The following is a 16,768-nucleotide window of genomic DNA, read 5'->3' as shown; positions in this document are numbered from 1 at the left end:
GTGGAGCGCATTCTAACGACTTCGCTAAAAGGATCAAGTGCTTTTTAGGCTTTTTTTACCTTTATCTGTTTGTTCGCTGAAATATTGAACTAAACGCAAATTTATTAGCCTACATTATAGGATCCTTTTTCGATCCTCTGTATAAATAAACAGGAGATTATGTATTCAATATGCTCTATATTAATTATCCGATCGATTTTCGATCCAAAACAATAATAAGCAACATCGTTAAAAGATGTGAGAACAATAATAATGAATAAACTAATTCTTTTGTTGATGGTTATTGGTGTAAGTAAATTAAGTTATGCGCAAGGTAGCGCGGAATATAAACAGGATAAGTTAATTTCAAGATTATTAAGCCAACAAGTTGATCAACAAATTTCTTTAGAAAATAGTGTACGTGCTATTTTAGCACGTTATCCAGAAAAAGTAGATTCTGTGATTCATGCTTCTTTGGACCTTTACCCTAATAGGTATAAAGAAATATTATCCGGTGCCATGAGAGCTGAGCCTGTTTTAGCTTGCGAAGTACTTGAAATATTTTTTAATGAAAAAATTGCAGATCCATTAGAACTTGTTGCTTTAGCAGTTGAAGCTGAGCCTGCTTATGCTCAAGAAATTGTTAACATTGCAATGTTAAGTAGCCCTGAAATTACCAAAGATATTGTTAATGTGGCTATTAATACTGAACCTGTACTTTCAGATTCAGTAGTAAAAAACTCTTTAACATCCTTTCCTGATAAAATAATAGACATTCTTTCCGGCGCAATTAAAGCTTTACCAGAACAAGTATCTTTTTATGTAAGTAATGCTATAGCTTTATTTCCAACCATGGGAGAAGAAGTAGTAGAAATGGCTGTATATAATAGTGCTGATGTGGAAGCTAGAAGAATAGTAAACTCGGCAATAGAAGCTGGTTTAAAAGAAGGCTCAGCCATGAACGCTGCAATAGCTGGTGGTGCTTCTAAAGAATTACTCGTAAAGGAACAGCATTAGTAGTAATTGATAAAAATCCCTATAACTTTCTATAGGGATTTTTATCACAAAAACGATATTTAGCTATGACAATTGTTCGCGTGCAATTGCACGATAAGCAATATCGGTACGAAACTCGGCACCATTCCAAGTGATTTGATCTAAAAGTTGATAAGCCGCTTGCTGAGCTTCTGTTACGTTATTTCCCAACGCCGTCGCACATAATACACGTCCACCAGCAGTAACCACATTTCCATCTTTCATCGCCGTACCCGCATGAAAAGTTTTACGATCATCCTGTGAATTGATAGATAATCCACTTATCACTTCACCTTTTTCATAATCGCCAGGATATCCACCTGCTGCTAAAACTACACCTACAGCCGCACGAGGATCAAAATTAATGCTAGCTTGATCTAGTTTTTGTTCACAAGCAAGTTGACAGAGTTCTACAATATCTGACTGAAGGCGCATCATTATAGGTTGTGTTTCTGGATCACCAAATCGACAATTATATTCTATGACTTTAGGTGTTCCATCAGCATCAATCATTAACCCTGCATATAAAAAACCAGTATACGGTGCATTCTCTTTCATCATGCCTTCTACTGTAGGGTAAATCACTTCATTCATTATACGTTCATGAATTTCAGGCGTAACAACAGGTGCTGGAGAATACGCACCCATACCCCCTGTATTAGGACCTTTGTCACCATTATAAGCACGTTTGTGATCTTGACTAGTAGCAAATGGTAATACATTTTTTCCATCAACCATCACAATAAAACTTGCTTCTTCACCATCCAAAAACTCTTCAATAACCACACGATGCCCTGCATCACCAAAAGCATTCCCTGCTAGCATATCTTTAATAGCATCTTCAGCTTCTGATAATGTCATCGCAACAATAACGCCCTTACCTGCAGCTAAACCGTCGGCTTTAACCACAATAGGTGCACCTTTTTCACGAACATACGCTAAAGCGGGGGCAATTTCTGTAAAATTTTGATACCAACCTGTAGGAATATTATTACGTGCAAGAAAATCTTTAGTGAATGCTTTTGAGCCTTCAAGTTGAGCAGCTTTTGCACTTGGACCAAAAATCATCAATCCTTGTGCTTGAAAAGCATCAACAACACCATCAACCAGTGGTTGTTCTGGGCCAACAATAGTAAGTGCTATATCATTGCTTTTCGCAAATTCAACTAGCCCTGAGATATCACCAACAGAGATAGCAATATTTTCTAATTTTGGTTCTGTTAATGTACCTGCATTGCCTGGAGCAACGAAGACCTTCTCAACATTCTTTGACTGGGCGGCTTTCCATGCAAGTGCATGTTCACGACCACCACTACCAATAACTAAAACATTCATTCATTCATTCCTACGAATATCAATACTAATTACGCGATAAGAAATAAACCTATCACGTAATCAGATTATTTTTATTTTACAAATTTTAAGGTCATGCGATCACTTTCGCCAATCGCTAAATATTTTTCTTTGTCTTGATCTTTTAGGGCAAGGCTTGGCGGTAATGTCCATACACCTCTTGGATGATCAGCTGTATCTTTTGGGTTAGCATTAACTTCACTACTTGCTGCGAGTGAAAAGCCAGCCGCTTTAGCAAAATCAATAACTAAAGCTTCAGGTACATATCCACTCTTCATATTCTCTTTCCAGTTTTGGCTTGTTGGCATTCTGTGTTCAACCACTCCCAACACACCACCTTTTTTAAGAGCGGTATAAGCATCTTTAAATACTTGCTGCATACCTTCTTCCCCCCAATTATGAAGGTTACGAAATGTTAATACTAAATCAGCACTACCTGCAGGCGCTAAAGTACTTGTTTTTTTCGGCACAAAATCGGTCAAAACCACTTCGCTGTATATAGGATCACTCGCAAGCATTTCCACTAGTTTTTTTCGTGAATTACTATAATAATTATCTTCACCTGTATCAGGGTAATGCGCTCCGTATAACTTTCCTTTACCTTTTAAAGCAGGTGCTAATATTTTAGTATACCAACCACCTCCAGGAGTGATTTCAACCACAGTCATTTCAGGCATAAAACCAAAAAACTCAAGAGTTTCTTTAGGGTGACGGTACTGATCTCTGGCTTTATTTTCAACAGAGCGATGATCACTATTAATTGCATTCTCTAATGCTGATGACTCACCTTCTGACATACAACCAGTTAGAATCAATGCGCTCGACAAGATACTTGCACTAAAAATCTTCTTTATAACGTTCATAATTTTTCCCTATTTTATTGTTTTATACTGTTAATTATTAATACAGCTATAATAAGAACACTTTTGGATAAAAAAGTATTCATTAAACGATAAAATATTATCATAAATTAAAAAAAAGCAGCGAACTCTTTCAAGGTCACTGCTTTATTACTTTCTTAATGGCGGAAATGACGCATGCCAGTAAATACCATGGCTATATTGTGTTCATCTGCGGCGGCAATAACTTCATCGTCACGCATTGAACCGCCAGGTTGAATAACGGCAGTTATTCCAGCCTCAGCTGCTGCATCTAAGCCATCACGGAATGGGAAGAATGCATCAGATGCCATAACTGAACCTTTAACCTCAAGATTTTCATCTGCTGCTTTGATGCCTGCAACTTTTGCTGAGTATACTCGGCTCATTTGACCAGCACCAACACCAATAGTCATGCTATTTTTAACATAAACAATAGCATTAGATTTTACATATTTAGCGACTTTCCAGCAAAATTGTAAATCACGCATTTCATCTTCACTTGGCTGACGTTTAGTGACAACGGTCAAATCGCTAGCACTCACTTTACCTTGATCGCGATCTTGTACTAATAAACCACCATTAACACGTTTATAGTCTAAGCCTGTGGTTTGAGTATCCCATTGGCCACATTCTAATAAACGTACATTTGGCTTTGCTGCAACAATTTGTGCCGCGGCATCAGAAATACTAGGAGCAATAATCACTTCCACAAATTGGCGAGAAACAATCGCTTCGGCAGTATCAGCGTCTAACTCACGATTGAAGGCAATAATGCCACCAAATGCTGACGTTGGATCGGTTTTATAAGCCAATTCATAAGCTGCTAATATGTTTTCACCAATAGCCACACCACACGGGTTAGCATGTTTAACAATGACACAAGCTGGTTCATCAAATTCTTTTACACATTCTAAAGCTGAATCAGTATCGGCAATATTGTTGTATGAAAGAGCTTTACCTTGAATTTGTTTAGCTGTTGAAACTGATGCTTCTTCTGGGTTCGCTTCAACATAAAAGGCAGCGTCCTGATGAGAGTTTTCACCATAACGTAAGTCTTGTGCTTTAATAAATTGACTATTAAAAGTACGTGGAAATTTATTTTTTTTCTCGAAATTTGGGGCTGTGTCATCACTGCCATGAGGAGGTAGCATTTGACCAAAATAGTTAGCAATCATACCATCGTATGCGGCTGTATGCTCGTATGCTGAGATTGCTAAATCAAAGCGTGTTCCATAAGTTAATGAATTATCGTTATTATTCATTTCAGTTAAGACACGGTCATAATCATGAGCATTAACAATTATTGTCACGTCTTTATGGTTTTTTGCCGCAGCACGTACCATAGTTGGTCCGCCAATATCAATATTTTCAATAGCATCAGCTAATGAACAACCTTCTTTTGCAACCGTATTGGCAAATGGATATAGATTAACTACAACCATATCAATTGCATCAATATTTTGAGCTTCCATTACCGCTTCATCTGTGCCACGACGGGCTAAAATGCCACCGTGAATTTTAGGGTGAAGCGTTTTTACACGGCCATCCATAATTTCAGGGTGACCCGTATGATCTGAGACTTCAGTTACTTTAATGCCATTTTCAGCCAATAATTTAGCTGTGCCGCCTGTAGATAGAATATCTACGCCTTTTTGAGCTAAGTTACGAGCGAAATCGACAATACCAGTTTTATCAGAAACACTTAATAGTGCGCGTTTGATTGGGCGAGGGGTATCCATTGTTTTTTGATTACCTTTAAATTGATTCGTGTTGTCTGGCCTTTGACACTTATCCTTGGCAAGAAACATCCTAATGGCTTCACCTAACCTTAGGTGAAAACTTTTACAGACACTAACAAGTAATACCTTAATACGTAAAAAAGCACCCTAGGGTGCTTTTTTATCGCAGGCATATACCTGCTAAATTTTAGTTCATACCGTATTTCTTTAATTTCTTACGTAAAGTACCACGGTTAATGCCTAGTAAATTAGCAGCACGAGTTTGATTTCCTCGTGTATACTTCATTACTTCTTCAAGCATTGGCGCTTCAATTTCAGAAAGTACAAGGTCGTACATATCATCTACATCATTACCGTTTAATTGTGATAAGTAGTTGCTAATAGCAATTTTGGCTTGAGTACGTAATGGTGAAGCCTCAGTTTGAGCTTGCAAATTACCAGTAACAAATGGAGATGAAATATTTTGTTCAAACATATAGTTCAGACTCTTTCTTAAGTTAAATTATCAAAATACCTAGTTAATGCGACTAATTGGTCTTCTGTTGACTCTAGTGCATTAAAAATAGAACGAAACTTTTTATCTGGTTCAAGCAATTGCATGTACCAAGATACGTGTTTACGAGCAAATCTTAAGCCCATAAAATCACCATAAAAATTATGTAATTCCTTTACATGTTCAATAATTATTGAACGCTTCTCTTCCAGAGAAGGTGGCGACAAATGTTGCCCTGTTTCCAAGAAATGATTAATTTCTCGAAAAATCCATGGTTGCCCTTGAGCACCACGACCAATCATAAATGCATCAGCCCCGGTATATTCAAGTACATGTTGTGCTTTTTCAGGGCTAGTAATGTCACCATTAGCAACCACAGGAATAGAAATAGCCTGTTTAATTGCTTTAATGGTATCGTATTCCGCATCGCCTTTATAAAAGTCGTTACGTGTACGCCCATGAACTACTAATGATTGAATACCATTATGTTCAGCAATTTTTGCTATTTCTATACCATTGCGGGTGTTTTCACACCAACCAGTACGAATTTTCAATGTGACTGGTACTGATACAGCATCAACTACAGACTTTACAATCTGCTCCACTAGTAATGGTTCCTTTAGTAACGCAGAACCTGCTAGTTTCTTATTTACCTTTTTCGCCGGGCAGCCCATATTAATATCAATAATTTGAGCTCCATCATTAACATTAACTTTTGCTGCAAACGCCAACTCTTGTGGATCTGAACCCGCAATTTGAACCGAACGTATGCCCGCAAGCTCGCTATGGCGTGTCCGGTGCAACGACTTATCAGTATTCCATACCTTAGGATTTGCTAACACCATTTCAGATACAGCTAATCCAGCTCCCAATCGACAACAGAGTTCTCGAAATGGTTGATCAGTAATACCCGCCATCGGCGCCAACATAGCCTTATTGGCTAATGAATATGAACCTATTTTCATTGCTGGTTTTTTGAGCTACCTGTCAAAAGGGCGCTAAGTTTACGCGTTTTTATTTGAATTGAAAAGAATATAAATTGAACAAATGATGCTTTTTTTCATCATTTTGATATTGACATTTTGCAAACTATTGATGTGTGCAGATTTTAACCAAACAAGTGTTAAAATCTGCACAATATTTATGTGTTTATTATTATTTTCGAGTACCCGATAAACGCACCCACTCTTCTTGAACTGCAATTTCATCCATATCGCACCACTGTCCATACTGTATTTGTAATTCTTTGGCTTGATTTTCTAAAACTCCTGATAAAGCAAGTAAACCTTTTTCACCAACAAATTCAATAATAACAGGCGCTAATTCTCTGAGCGGACCGGCCAAAATATTCGCAACAACAATATCCGCTTTTATTTTTGGTTGTTCGGCTGGTAGATACAATGCTAATCGCTCTTCTACGCCATTACGCTTAGCGTTTTCTAAGCTTGCTTGTAAGGCTTGAGGGTCGATATCAATGCCAATGACCTTTTCAGCTCCAAGTTTTAATGCTGCTAAAGATAATATACCTGAGCCACAACCAAAATCGACTACGGTTTTACCTTTCAAATTTAAACCATCTAACCAAGTTAAACATAATGCGGTTGTCGGATGCGTCCCCGTACCAAATGCTAGTCCAGGGTCTAACATTACATTTACTGCCTCAGGATCGGGTACATCACGCCAGCTAGGACAAATCCACAAGCGCTCACCAAATTTCATAGGATGAAAATTATCCATCCATTCGCGCTCCCAATCTTTATCTTCAAGTTGTTCAAGTTTATACTGCATATCTTTTTTATCTGGATGAATCTCTTGTAAGTAAGCAATTACTTTATCCATATCATGACTAGCATCATATAATCCCATAACAACTGTATTATGCCAGTAAACCACTTCGTCACCGGGTAAAGGTTCATAAATAGGCGTATCTTTGGCATCAATGAAAGTGACGGCTTGAGAACCACAAGCCATAAGCCAATCACTATATTTTTCCGCGGTTTCTTCGTCAGCACTTATTCTTAATTGTATCCAAGGCATTTAGCGATCTCATATCATTAGACTTCTGGTAAGTTTACCATTGCTTATTAATAGTAGGTACAGGATCTAACATTTACCTTAAAAATTCGTTGATATTTATTTTTTTAAACGTGATGATGCTAATTAATATAATCATAAGCAGAGAGTTTAATGCGCATTTTAGTAGCGTTTTTATATTTATATCTATGCAGTATGTCAGTATTGGCTTTTGATAATAAGATTCGTGTTGTCACTGAAGACCTTCCTCCTTTTCAGATCGACAATGGTGAATTACCTCCAAAGGGTGTTTTAGTCGACTTAGTAAAATTAATACTCCAAGAAGCAGACATAGAAACGCCAATAGAGCTCTTTCCATGGGCAAGAAGTTACTCGCTCGCATTAAATGAGCCCAACACATTAATTTTTTCAATGTTACGTAGTAAAGAGCGCGAAGAAAAATTCAAATGGATTGCGCATTTATATACCATTAAATCGTACTTTGCCGCGCTAAAAAGCCGTACAGACATCAAAATAAATAAATTAAATGATGCCAAGCAATACAGTATAGGCTCAGTTAGAGATGACTTAGCCGAAAGCTATTTAATCGATAAAGGATTTATTCACGATAAAAACTTATATGTTACTAGCAAGTACCCTACCTTATGGCAAATGTTATTTAATGGTCGTGTCGACTTAGCATTTACTAATAGCATCGTGTGGCAATATGAAGTTAACATTATTGGACTAGATACAAATAAATTAACCATGGTATACCAAATACCCGATTTTGATACCGACTTATATCTTGCTGCTAGTAAAAATACCGATGACGCTATTGTAAATAAACTAAAAGCAGCCTTCATACGTATTGTTGAAAATGGACGTTATCAAAAAACACTCGATAGATGGCATCTGACTGCGCCTTAACTTACTAAAAGATCAAAATGAAATACTTTCCTATTTTTTTAGACTCAGCTCATATCAACGCATTAGTTATTGGTGGTGGTGAAGTTGCTGCACGTAAAATCGAATTACTATTAAAAACCACAAACATAATTACTGTTATGTCTGAAGAAGTTAATGATAGTGTAGACCGGTTGATAAAAAGCAATCAATTAAAGTGGTTAAATTATAATTATCAGCCAGCTATATTAACGCACTATAACTTGGTTATTGCCGCTACAGATAAAGAGCATATAAATGCTGAGGCGGCAAAAGAAGCCCATCAAGCAAACATATTAGTCAATGTTGTTGATCAACCCGAATTATGTCGTTATATCACCCCAGCAATAATCGATAGAGCGCCTATAATTGTAGCGATGTCTAGTTCAGGTAGTGCCCCTATTTTATTACGAATGTTACGTGAGCAAATAGAAAAAATGTTACCCGCGGGTTACGGAAAGCTCGCAGAGTTTTCATTTAAATTTCGAGACCATGTAAAGGCTAGAGTAAAAGGCTTACGTAATCGTCGTACTTTTTGGGAAGAAACATTGCGAGGTTCAATAGGTAATAAAGTCTTATCTGGTGAAATTGAATCTGCAGAAAAACTATTAATAACGAGTTTAAAAAAAGGCATTACAGCACCCGCTGGTGAAATTGTTTTTATTCATACCTTGCTAGGTAACCCTGATAATTTAACCTTAGCAGCACATAGAGAAATGCAATTTGCTGATGCTGTATTTTATGACAATGAGGTCAACGAACAATTAATAGAGTACGTTCGTCGAGACGCAGATAAATTTCCACAAAGTATTGCTTCAACAGTTCTTATTAACTTTCAACACGCTATTGAACTTGCCGAGAATGGAAAGAAAGTTATTTATTTATTAGCAGGTGATACACCCTTACCTGAAAATTCCGCATTATCACAGAGTGGCATTAACGTGAAAGTGTTGGTAAGTGGCCAATGACAATGATTATTTTTAATATCAGCGTAGCACTATCATAAATAAACAATAGACTAATGAAGCGAAATAGTTTTAACTAAAACAGATTGATATATTCACCTAAAACATTAAATTTTAGCGAAGATGATAACATTGATTGCTATCGCAAAATTATAAAGGTATACCACCGTATGATTAAAACAATAAAAATCTATCCTTTTTTATTGATTTGTATTTTTTTCATTTCCTCTTGTAGCACTACTTCAGATTTTGTATTTGGTGAAGAGCAAAATACAGATGAACAAATACTAAAAGAACATATCCTAGAATGGGAACAAATAAAGCCTGAAATAAATGAATTAATTAAAATGAGTAAAAGCCTTCAACAATTAATTACTGAACTTGAAGAACTTTCCGACGCAACCGAACAATCAATTTACAATGAAAAAAACTTAAATAATGAAGTTGTGGCTAAAAGTACTGGCCCGGGGATTAGCAAACAACAAGACATGAGCATACATAAATCATCGGGCATAAGCCAAAAGCAAAATAATTTACCCGCTAAACCTGAGCAACCTACAACATTTTCAGAAGCATCAACGCCCACTTCCCCGTCAACCACTATTAAACATAGTATTGATGAACAAGAAAATGCCGTTAATACTGAATCTACAGATGAAATAGTCGCTGTTATGCCGATGCAATATGCAATACAACTTGGTTCCTTTAGCACATTCAATACAGTAAAAAAAGAATGGACTGCCTTTAAAATAACACATGCTAACTTATTTAGTGAAAAATCAGCGTATTCTGAATCAGTTTTAACGGATAAGGGTAGAACACTTTACCGCTTAAAAGTTGGACCTTACAGTGATAAAACAGTAGCAAAAACTTTATGTGCTAAACTCAGTAAACAGCATCAAAGTTGTTTAGTGAATCAATTAACTGGTAGCAAAATCGAATAAGTAATGCATCGGCCTAAAACAACGTAAATTCGCTTCACTGAACTTATATACTAACAGCTTTTTACCTGTCATTTAATTCAATGAGAAAATGATAGTTGTATTGGCATATTTTCTGCACATCTCAATGACAGGTGTGTTTTTATGAAAAATAAACTGATACCACAAACTTTAACATATGTTTTTTATAGCTTTTTATTTTTTTAAATTTGGTACGTTTAAAAACCATGGCAAGTTAACGGTAAATTATTGCCTTTGTGTTACATCCACAAAACGTATATTACAACTAAAATAAACGTTGAGCACCTCTAAAGTATGTAAGAAAAAAGTAATTTGAAAGTTTTTAACTTTTTTTATAAAAAAGTTAAAGTAAATCAAAAGAGTGCCGATACTGAGTTTTGTCGGTTATATTAAGTGTTACACATAGTAATGATTAATTTACCAACATGAACTTGTTTGACGACTACAGCCGTATTAACGGTAAATAACAATATGAGTAAGGAATATAAACTATGTTTATGAAAAATAAAATCTCTCGCACTTTAGCTATTACCGCTGCTGTTTCAACGTTAGCTTTAACTGGTAATGTATTAGCAGAAACAGTAAATGGTACGGCGAGTGTAACAGTACAGAATGGGTTTACATTAACACAAACAACACCTTTAAGTTTTGGTACTATCGTAGCTCTTGCTGATGCCGATGGTGCAAACAGTTCAGATTTTGCAACATTAAAAGTTGATTCTGATGGTGTTACTGCAGATGTTGTTGATCTTAGTGGTGCGACAAATGCAAGTATCGTTCCTATATCAGCAGGTACTCCTGGCCAATTTACAGTATCTGGCGCCGCACCAAACACTGTATTAACGATAACTAACCCTAGTGCTTTTACTTTGAGCGATCCATCGGCAGGAGATAGCAAAATATTTGATGTTACAGCTTTCACTAATGATGTTGTTACTTCTGGCTCTGCATTTACTTATGATACAGACGCGACAGGTACACTAGTATTTAACATTGGTGCAACACTAGGTACTGATAACTCCCTTGCTGGTGGTACTGCAGCACCTGTAGCATATGACAATGTCACATTTACTGGTACATATACAATGACAGTAGATTATTAATTTAACTATCTAGCTAGTTGATACACGTATAGAAAAACCACTACTATAATTATTATAGTAGTGGTTTTTTGTTTTCGAATAGTAAGAAAAATTTAATAAGAGTTCATAATAATAAACAGTCATAAATTTTTAAAATTTATCCCGCTTGCACAAAAAGCAGTATATAACCACAATAGAAAGATCAATTGTTAAAAACGATACATGAGAATAAACATACATGAAAAAATTTTATCCTAGATTGTTAATCATTATATGTTTAATTGCTTCATCTCTATGTTCTGCTGGTAATATTACGCAACAACAACCTTTAAGCTTTGGAATAATTGCATTAACTGATAACAATAGCACGCATAAGCTTCACATGTCATTTGCTGGTGATATAACAGCTGACCCTGCCTATATTATGATTGAATATGGTCACCCTGCCGAATTTTTATTATCAGATTTTCCTGCAAATACTGCGCTTAATATTACTATTTTAGTGCCGAGTGTCACCACAGAGCTGGCAGGACAAACCGATCCGAGTACCAGTCAATTCACCATCGACCAACATCATACATTTGCACCAATTGTCACTACTGACTTGATGGGAGAAGCTACGATTAATGTCGGTGCCACACTAACATCCTCTGGAACAGGGTTTTATAAAGATGCTATCTACTTTTCTCGAATGACAATTGTTATTGATTATTGATAGCCTCATAAGACTATAATCCCTTATAACTACTTGATGCATATTGGCATAAAATTCGCTTATCCATTTCTACAGTGTCAATTTATTATCATAGATACTACTACTGACTTTTGTGTAAATATAAAAAGGGACTTATATGTCTTGTAAACAAAAAGCTAAAAATCATAAATCATTTAAGAAAATACAACATATATTAATCGTAACTTTTTTGTTCTTTATTCAAACAAGTGTGACATACGCTAACCTATTGCTTACACCTACCCGAATAGAGTTTGATCAAAGAGAACGTTCAGCAAAAGTGTCTTTAGTGAATACTGGCAACAAAACTAAAACATATAAAATATTTTGGCGCCAACAGAAACAACTTAATGATGGGCAGTATTATCACTTTCAATCAGAGGAAGAAATTGCTGACTTTCCAACAGCAGATAAAATGCTGCGCTTTAGCCCTCGCCAAGTAACACTAGCTCCTGGTGAAAGACAATACGTTAGAATTGCCCTCAGACGTCCAAAAGATCTAGCTGAAGGTGAGTATCGTTCACACTTGGTATTTGAAGCGCAACCAGATAGAGAAGAAGAAAAGGCAAGAGCAGCGGCTAATACCTCAGGCATCAAACTTTACTTGAATTTGGCCTTTGCTATTCCAGTTATTGTGCGAGAAGGCAGTTTGAATGTCGATACTGAATTCAGCAAAATTGAACTACTCACTAAAAAAGTGAAAGGTAAACAGCATTTAGGCGCTAATTTATATCTGAAAAAATCAGGTCCACACAGTACTGTAGGTAATGTAAAAGTATATTGGACGGACTTAGGGGGTTCTACAGAAAGACAAATTGGTATTTTAAATAATATCGCGATTTACCCAGAAGTTAATCTACGAAAAATTGCTATTGGCTTTAAAGACCACACGATAAAGCCAGGTACATTAAGAGTTGTGTATCAAGGTTCAGAAGAGCTAGAAGGGATAACCTTTATTGATCATAAATTAACAGTTAACCCCACTGATTATAAACCAGCACCAATGAGCAAATAACTAGATGCTATCAGTAACAGTGAGTTAACTATCTAAATGTATAATTTAATTTTAAATAAAGAATTTAAAAAATTAAAAATTACTTTAAGTAAACTCATTTTGGTAGTTTGTTTAACTCCACTATTTTACATCTGTAAAGTCCAAGCTGAGAATAACAATGATAATGAGGTAAAAGGCACACAAGGGCATCAGTTTACTAAAACGATTACTGAACAAAATAGCAAAGATAAGCAAAATCAATCTATTTTGATCACTCAACGTGATCTAATACCACAAACCAAGGTGACATCGTTAAGTACTGCGCAGCTTGATATTATTAATGCCGAATACCTAATCCAATTAGGTCACCGGTATAAATCACCTGATTATCGTCTTTACTTGCAAGAAAAAAGTGCTTTATTTGAAAAACAAAATGCCAGCACCAGCAAAGATGCAGAAGAAAAATTTAAACGAAGAATATTAGCACAACAATATTTAACAACCCTTGGCCATAAATTTGTGGCGCCTAACCAAACAACAACGCTAAATTCGGATGATACTGCCACAAATAATGACACGGCCACAAGTAGAGAATTTCGCGTCAAAGGTAGTTTAGTTTCTTCTATTGACACAAACCAACCGAAGGTGCCTAAATCAAATACTCGCCCTACAAGCTTGATCCCTGATGGCGAAGAATTATTACTTGTAATTCAAATAGAAAAGCTTGTACTTGATACAATTTTTGCACTTAAGCAAGGCGATGGCGCATTTATTGGTTTAGATAGTTTGTTCTCTGTATTAGATTTTCCTATCGATGTTGATATTGACAGTGCTAAAGCTGATGGTTGGTTTATTAATGAAGAACAGAGATTTAGTTTTTCTATACCCAAAAATAGTAACAAATCTGGGGAAGTATTAATAAACGATAAACGCTTTAGTATCCCACAAGCAAATGTACTAATTGAAGCTGATGATATTTATATTCATTCGTCGCAAATATTCAAATGGTTCGACTTTAAGTACCGTTTTAATTTTAACGATCTGACCTTAACTATTGAACCTGATGAAAAGCTTCCTTTACAGAAACGACTAGCGCGTCATGCTAAATTAGGCAAACTTAGTACACGAAGCAAATTAAAACCTAAGTTACCTGAGCGTAAAATTCCTTATCGTGCGTTTGGTATGCCTTTGATAGATGCGCAAGTTTCTACCAACGTCAATAATGATAAAGCTACAAGTAGTTATGCTCTACTTGGTATGGGGGACCTTGCCTATATGACTGGGCAATACTTTATAAATGGTGATAATGATGATTTATTACGTAATGCCACATTGACTTTGCAAAGAGAATCAACAAAAAACGACCTCCTTGGCCCACTTCATGCGACCAGAGTGAGTGTTGGTGATGTTACAACGGTCAACCTCCCTTTTCTACGAAGTACAGGAAAAGAAGCAGGGATTAGAATAGGAAACCGTCCGATTGGTCATAATGGCAACTTCAATACTGTAAATTTTGACGGCACTATATTCCCAGGCTGGGATATCGAACTTTACCATAATGAAGTTTTAATAGAGCGCATTATTGTTGATGAAAGTGGCCAATATAACTTCAACGATTTGAATTTATTTTTTGGTGACAATATTTTCAAAATGATTTTTTATGGGCCTCAAGGACAAGTTCAAGAACGAATTGAAAGTGTGCCAGTTAACACCAATAGCGTATTAGAAAATAATTTTTTATTTGATTTTTCTGTCACAAAGCAATCAGCACAGTTATTTGATAAAAGTAATGATACACCTAGCGAGGATGGTTTAAGAATAGCGGCTGAATTTGAGCAAGGTATTAACTCAATGGTTTCGTTACAAACAGGCTTTTCAAGCTTCAAATTTCGTGATGGCACTCAACACACCATTGTACCTCTTGGTTTTAATGTTTTCGCTTTAGATTCTAAGTTTAACTTTGGGTATATCTATGATTCAGCCGGGGGCAGTGCTTATGAAGTCAACGTAGCTACTAAACTCGGTTCACAGTCGATAGATATAGTACACAAAAGCTTCAGTGAAGATTTTAAAATTGAATCGGATGCCAACCAACTTCCTAAAAGCGTTGATAGCATAAGGTTATCAGGCCCACTATTAGAAATTGCTGATAAAAGGCTAAACTATTCACTCAGTGCTAGCCGTAGCAATGGTTATATTTATGGCACAAGCGATATCTTTAATTTTTATTTAGGGACAAACATAAACGGTTACAACATATCTAATGCACTATTTTATAATGAATTCACTCCTTTTGCAGAAAAGCAAGACTCAAGCACTTCATTCAACGGTAACACACAAATCACTAAAAGTTTTTCAAAATATAGACTTAGAGCTAGACTAGATTACGCCATTGAGCCAGAATTAAAATACACTAATTTATCAGGTAGTTTATTATGGCCGATTAGCGATAATTTAATTAGTGAAGTAGGCTTAAGCATTAATGAAAAAATTACTCGAGCTACGTTAGCACTAAATTGGGATACTGACGATTTTAGCATAGGTTCAAACTTTTCTTATGGTGATGACGGCAATTATCTAGCCTCAGTTAATATGCGATTTAGCCTCGGACAAGATCCTAATAGTAATAGCTTTAAATTGAGTCGCAACAGAATAGCGCAAGGCGGAGGTATATCGGCTCGTATCTTTGAAGATATTAACAATGACGGAATTTTCCAGGAGAATGAGCCATTAATAGAAGGGGCTAAAATTGTTGGTGTAAACGTAAAGCGCCAAGCTTATTCTGATACAAGTGGGGTAGCATTTTTAACTGGTTTACCAAAAAATAGAGTGACTGATATTGAACTAGATATTGACAGCTTAGAAGATCCATTTTGGTTACCCGTGACTGAAGGATTTTCATTTACGCCTAGACCAGGCTTAATTGAGGTGTTTGACATTCCTATTATCACTTCGGGTGAGATTGATGGTAATGTTTATATTGATAAAAACAGCAACATCACGGCTGGTAAATATATTCCGTTAGAACTAGTTGATGACTCTGGTAATGTTGTACAAACGACCACAGCTGAATACGATGGATTCTACCTCATTTCAGGAGTAAAACCAGGAACCTTTATATTACGTGTGAGTTCTTCATATTTAGCAGAGCATCAGTTACATCAATCTTCAGAGCATATATTAACCATTAGAGGTGATGGGAGTATCATTAGAGGTGAAGACATTACTTTAACAACTAACATCACTGTTGCTACCGCAAATAACAATGCTCATAATGCGCTGCAAGTAATCAATTTAGGGAAATATAGTTCAATTAGATCACTAAAACTATCTTGGCTAATGCTAAGAAAAACATTTCCTCAATTAAAAGCATTAGTACCTATCATTCCATTAAGTAAAATAGAAAAAGATAAAGTTTCAAATTTATATACCTTACGGCTACAAGCAAATAATGAAATAGCATCTACTTGCGATAGAATAAAAAGGAGTAACAAAACTTGTATGCTCGAGTTTGTTACTTTATCCCAATAAATACTAGGGCGTGTTAATCTTACAAGATTAAATAGCGTGTAAAAGAAAACTTACATTATGGAC

General features: G+C 35.9%; 14 protein-coding genes. 8 read left to right on the top strand and 6 right to left on the bottom strand.

All coding sequences use genetic code 11. From position 1 onward, the window contains the following. Window positions 1–252: 252 nt before the first annotated feature. Window positions 253–996 carry a hypothetical protein gene (locus tag IE155_RS16240; RefSeq protein WP_189379304.1) on the top strand — a complete coding sequence of 248 codons (744 nt, stop codon included), beginning with the start codon at window positions 253–255 and terminating at the stop codon, window positions 994–996. Window positions 997–1,059: 63 nt separating this feature from the next. Here IE155_RS16240 and purD read toward each other — a convergent pair whose 3' ends face one another. The 6 genes from purD to prmA all read right to left on the bottom strand — a co-directional run bounded on the left by purD (window position 1,060) and on the right by prmA (window position 7,517). Further along, entirely contained in the window at window positions 1,060–2,349 is a 1,290-nt protein-coding gene (gene purD, locus IE155_RS16235) for a phosphoribosylamine--glycine ligase (protein ID WP_189379303.1), read from the bottom strand. Window positions 2,350–2,420: 71 nt separating this feature from the next. Continuing rightward, the gene (locus IE155_RS16230; RefSeq protein ID WP_189379302.1) at window positions 2,421–3,230 is read right to left on the bottom strand and encodes a class I SAM-dependent methyltransferase; all 810 of its coding nucleotides are present in this window, start codon (window positions 3,228–3,230) and stop codon (window positions 2,421–2,423) included. Between the two features lie 155 nt (window positions 3,231–3,385). Continuing rightward, a complete protein-coding gene (gene purH, locus IE155_RS16225) occupies window positions 3,386–4,987 on the bottom strand; it encodes a bifunctional phosphoribosylaminoimidazolecarboxamide formyltransferase/IMP cyclohydrolase (RefSeq protein WP_189379301.1) in 1,602 nt (533 codons plus the stop codon). Window positions 4,988–5,174: 187 nt separating this feature from the next. Further along, window positions 5,175–5,462, bottom strand: coding sequence for a DNA-binding transcriptional regulator Fis (gene fis, locus IE155_RS16220; protein WP_184424540.1), 288 nt, complete (start codon window positions 5,460–5,462; stop codon window positions 5,175–5,177). Between the two features lie 17 nt (window positions 5,463–5,479). Then, a complete protein-coding gene (gene dusB, locus IE155_RS16215; protein WP_189379300.1) occupies window positions 5,480–6,445 on the bottom strand; it encodes a tRNA dihydrouridine synthase DusB in 966 nt (321 codons plus the stop codon). Window positions 6,446–6,635: 190 nt separating this feature from the next. Next, a complete protein-coding gene (gene prmA, locus IE155_RS16210) occupies window positions 6,636–7,517 on the bottom strand; it encodes a 50S ribosomal protein L11 methyltransferase (protein ID WP_189379299.1) in 882 nt (293 codons plus the stop codon). A gap of 150 nt (window positions 7,518–7,667) precedes the next feature. On the opposite strand from prmA, the gene IE155_RS16205 reads away from it, so the two are divergent. The 7 genes from IE155_RS16205 (at window position 7,668) to IE155_RS16175 (ending at window position 16,705) form a co-directional block, all read left to right on the top strand. Next, window positions 7,668–8,423: a substrate-binding periplasmic protein gene (locus IE155_RS16205; RefSeq protein ID WP_189379298.1), complete on the top strand. Its 756-nt coding sequence runs from the start codon at window positions 7,668–7,670 to the stop codon at window positions 8,421–8,423. Between the two features lie 17 nt (window positions 8,424–8,440). After that, complete coding sequence (locus IE155_RS16200) at window positions 8,441–9,406, top strand: siroheme synthase (RefSeq protein WP_189379297.1); 966 nt, start codon at window positions 8,441–8,443, stop codon at window positions 9,404–9,406. 167 nt (window positions 9,407–9,573) lie between these two features. Continuing rightward, the gene (locus IE155_RS16195; RefSeq protein ID WP_189379296.1) at window positions 9,574–10,347 is read left to right on the top strand and encodes an SPOR domain-containing protein; all 774 of its coding nucleotides are present in this window, start codon (window positions 9,574–9,576) and stop codon (window positions 10,345–10,347) included. 515 nt (window positions 10,348–10,862) lie between these two features. Beyond that, window positions 10,863–11,468, top strand: coding sequence for a DUF4402 domain-containing protein (locus tag IE155_RS16190; protein WP_189379295.1), 606 nt, complete (start codon window positions 10,863–10,865; stop codon window positions 11,466–11,468). 217 nt (window positions 11,469–11,685) lie between these two features. Next, complete coding sequence (locus IE155_RS16185; RefSeq protein ID WP_189379294.1) at window positions 11,686–12,162, top strand: DUF4402 domain-containing protein; 477 nt, start codon at window positions 11,686–11,688, stop codon at window positions 12,160–12,162. A gap of 136 nt (window positions 12,163–12,298) precedes the next feature. Further along, window positions 12,299–13,195, top strand: a complete 897-nt coding sequence (locus tag IE155_RS16180) for a fimbrial biogenesis chaperone (protein ID WP_189379293.1) — start codon at window positions 12,299–12,301, stop codon at window positions 13,193–13,195. Window positions 13,196–13,231: 36 nt separating this feature from the next. Then, window positions 13,232–16,705: a hypothetical protein gene (locus IE155_RS16175; protein ID WP_189379292.1), complete on the top strand. Its 3,474-nt coding sequence runs from the start codon at window positions 13,232–13,234 to the stop codon at window positions 16,703–16,705. The last annotated feature ends 63 nt before the right edge of the window (window positions 16,706–16,768 follow it).

This window comes from Thalassotalea profundi, from assembly GCF_014653195.1.
Taxonomy (GTDB): domain Bacteria; phylum Pseudomonadota; class Gammaproteobacteria; order Enterobacterales; family Alteromonadaceae; genus Thalassotalea_B; species Thalassotalea_B profundi.
Note: the sequence above shows the minus strand (reverse complement) of the source record. Positions and strands in the feature narration are given on the sequence as shown.

Excerpts from the sequence above, each read along its gene's own strand:
- IE155_RS16240 (WP_189379304.1), top strand. The coding sequence starts at position 253 with ATGAATAAACTAATTCTTTTGTTGATGGTTATTGGTGTAAGTAAATTA.
- purD (WP_189379303.1), bottom strand. The coding sequence starts at position 2,349 with ATGAATGTTTTAGTTATTGGTAGTGGTGGTCGTGAACATGCACTTGCA.
- IE155_RS16230 (WP_189379302.1), bottom strand. The coding sequence starts at position 3,230 with ATGAACGTTATAAAGAAGATTTTTAGTGCAAGTATCTTGTCGAGCGCA.
- purH (WP_189379301.1), bottom strand. The coding sequence starts at position 4,987 with ATGGATACCCCTCGCCCAATCAAACGCGCACTATTAAGTGTTTCTGAT.
- fis (WP_184424540.1), bottom strand. The coding sequence starts at position 5,462 with ATGTTTGAACAAAATATTTCATCTCCATTTGTTACTGGTAATTTGCAA.
- dusB (WP_189379300.1), bottom strand. The coding sequence starts at position 6,445 with ATGAAAATAGGTTCATATTCATTAGCCAATAAGGCTATGTTGGCGCCG.
- prmA (WP_189379299.1), bottom strand. The coding sequence starts at position 7,517 with ATGCCTTGGATACAATTAAGAATAAGTGCTGACGAAGAAACCGCGGAA.
- IE155_RS16205 (WP_189379298.1), top strand. The coding sequence starts at position 7,668 with ATGCGCATTTTAGTAGCGTTTTTATATTTATATCTATGCAGTATGTCA.
- IE155_RS16200 (WP_189379297.1), top strand. The coding sequence starts at position 8,441 with ATGAAATACTTTCCTATTTTTTTAGACTCAGCTCATATCAACGCATTA.
- IE155_RS16195 (WP_189379296.1), top strand. The coding sequence starts at position 9,574 with ATGATTAAAACAATAAAAATCTATCCTTTTTTATTGATTTGTATTTTT.
- IE155_RS16190 (WP_189379295.1), top strand. The coding sequence starts at position 10,863 with ATGAAAAATAAAATCTCTCGCACTTTAGCTATTACCGCTGCTGTTTCA.
- IE155_RS16185 (WP_189379294.1), top strand. The coding sequence starts at position 11,686 with ATGAAAAAATTTTATCCTAGATTGTTAATCATTATATGTTTAATTGCT.
- IE155_RS16180 (WP_189379293.1), top strand. The coding sequence starts at position 12,299 with ATGTCTTGTAAACAAAAAGCTAAAAATCATAAATCATTTAAGAAAATA.
- IE155_RS16175 (WP_189379292.1), top strand. The coding sequence starts at position 13,232 with ATGTATAATTTAATTTTAAATAAAGAATTTAAAAAATTAAAAATTACT.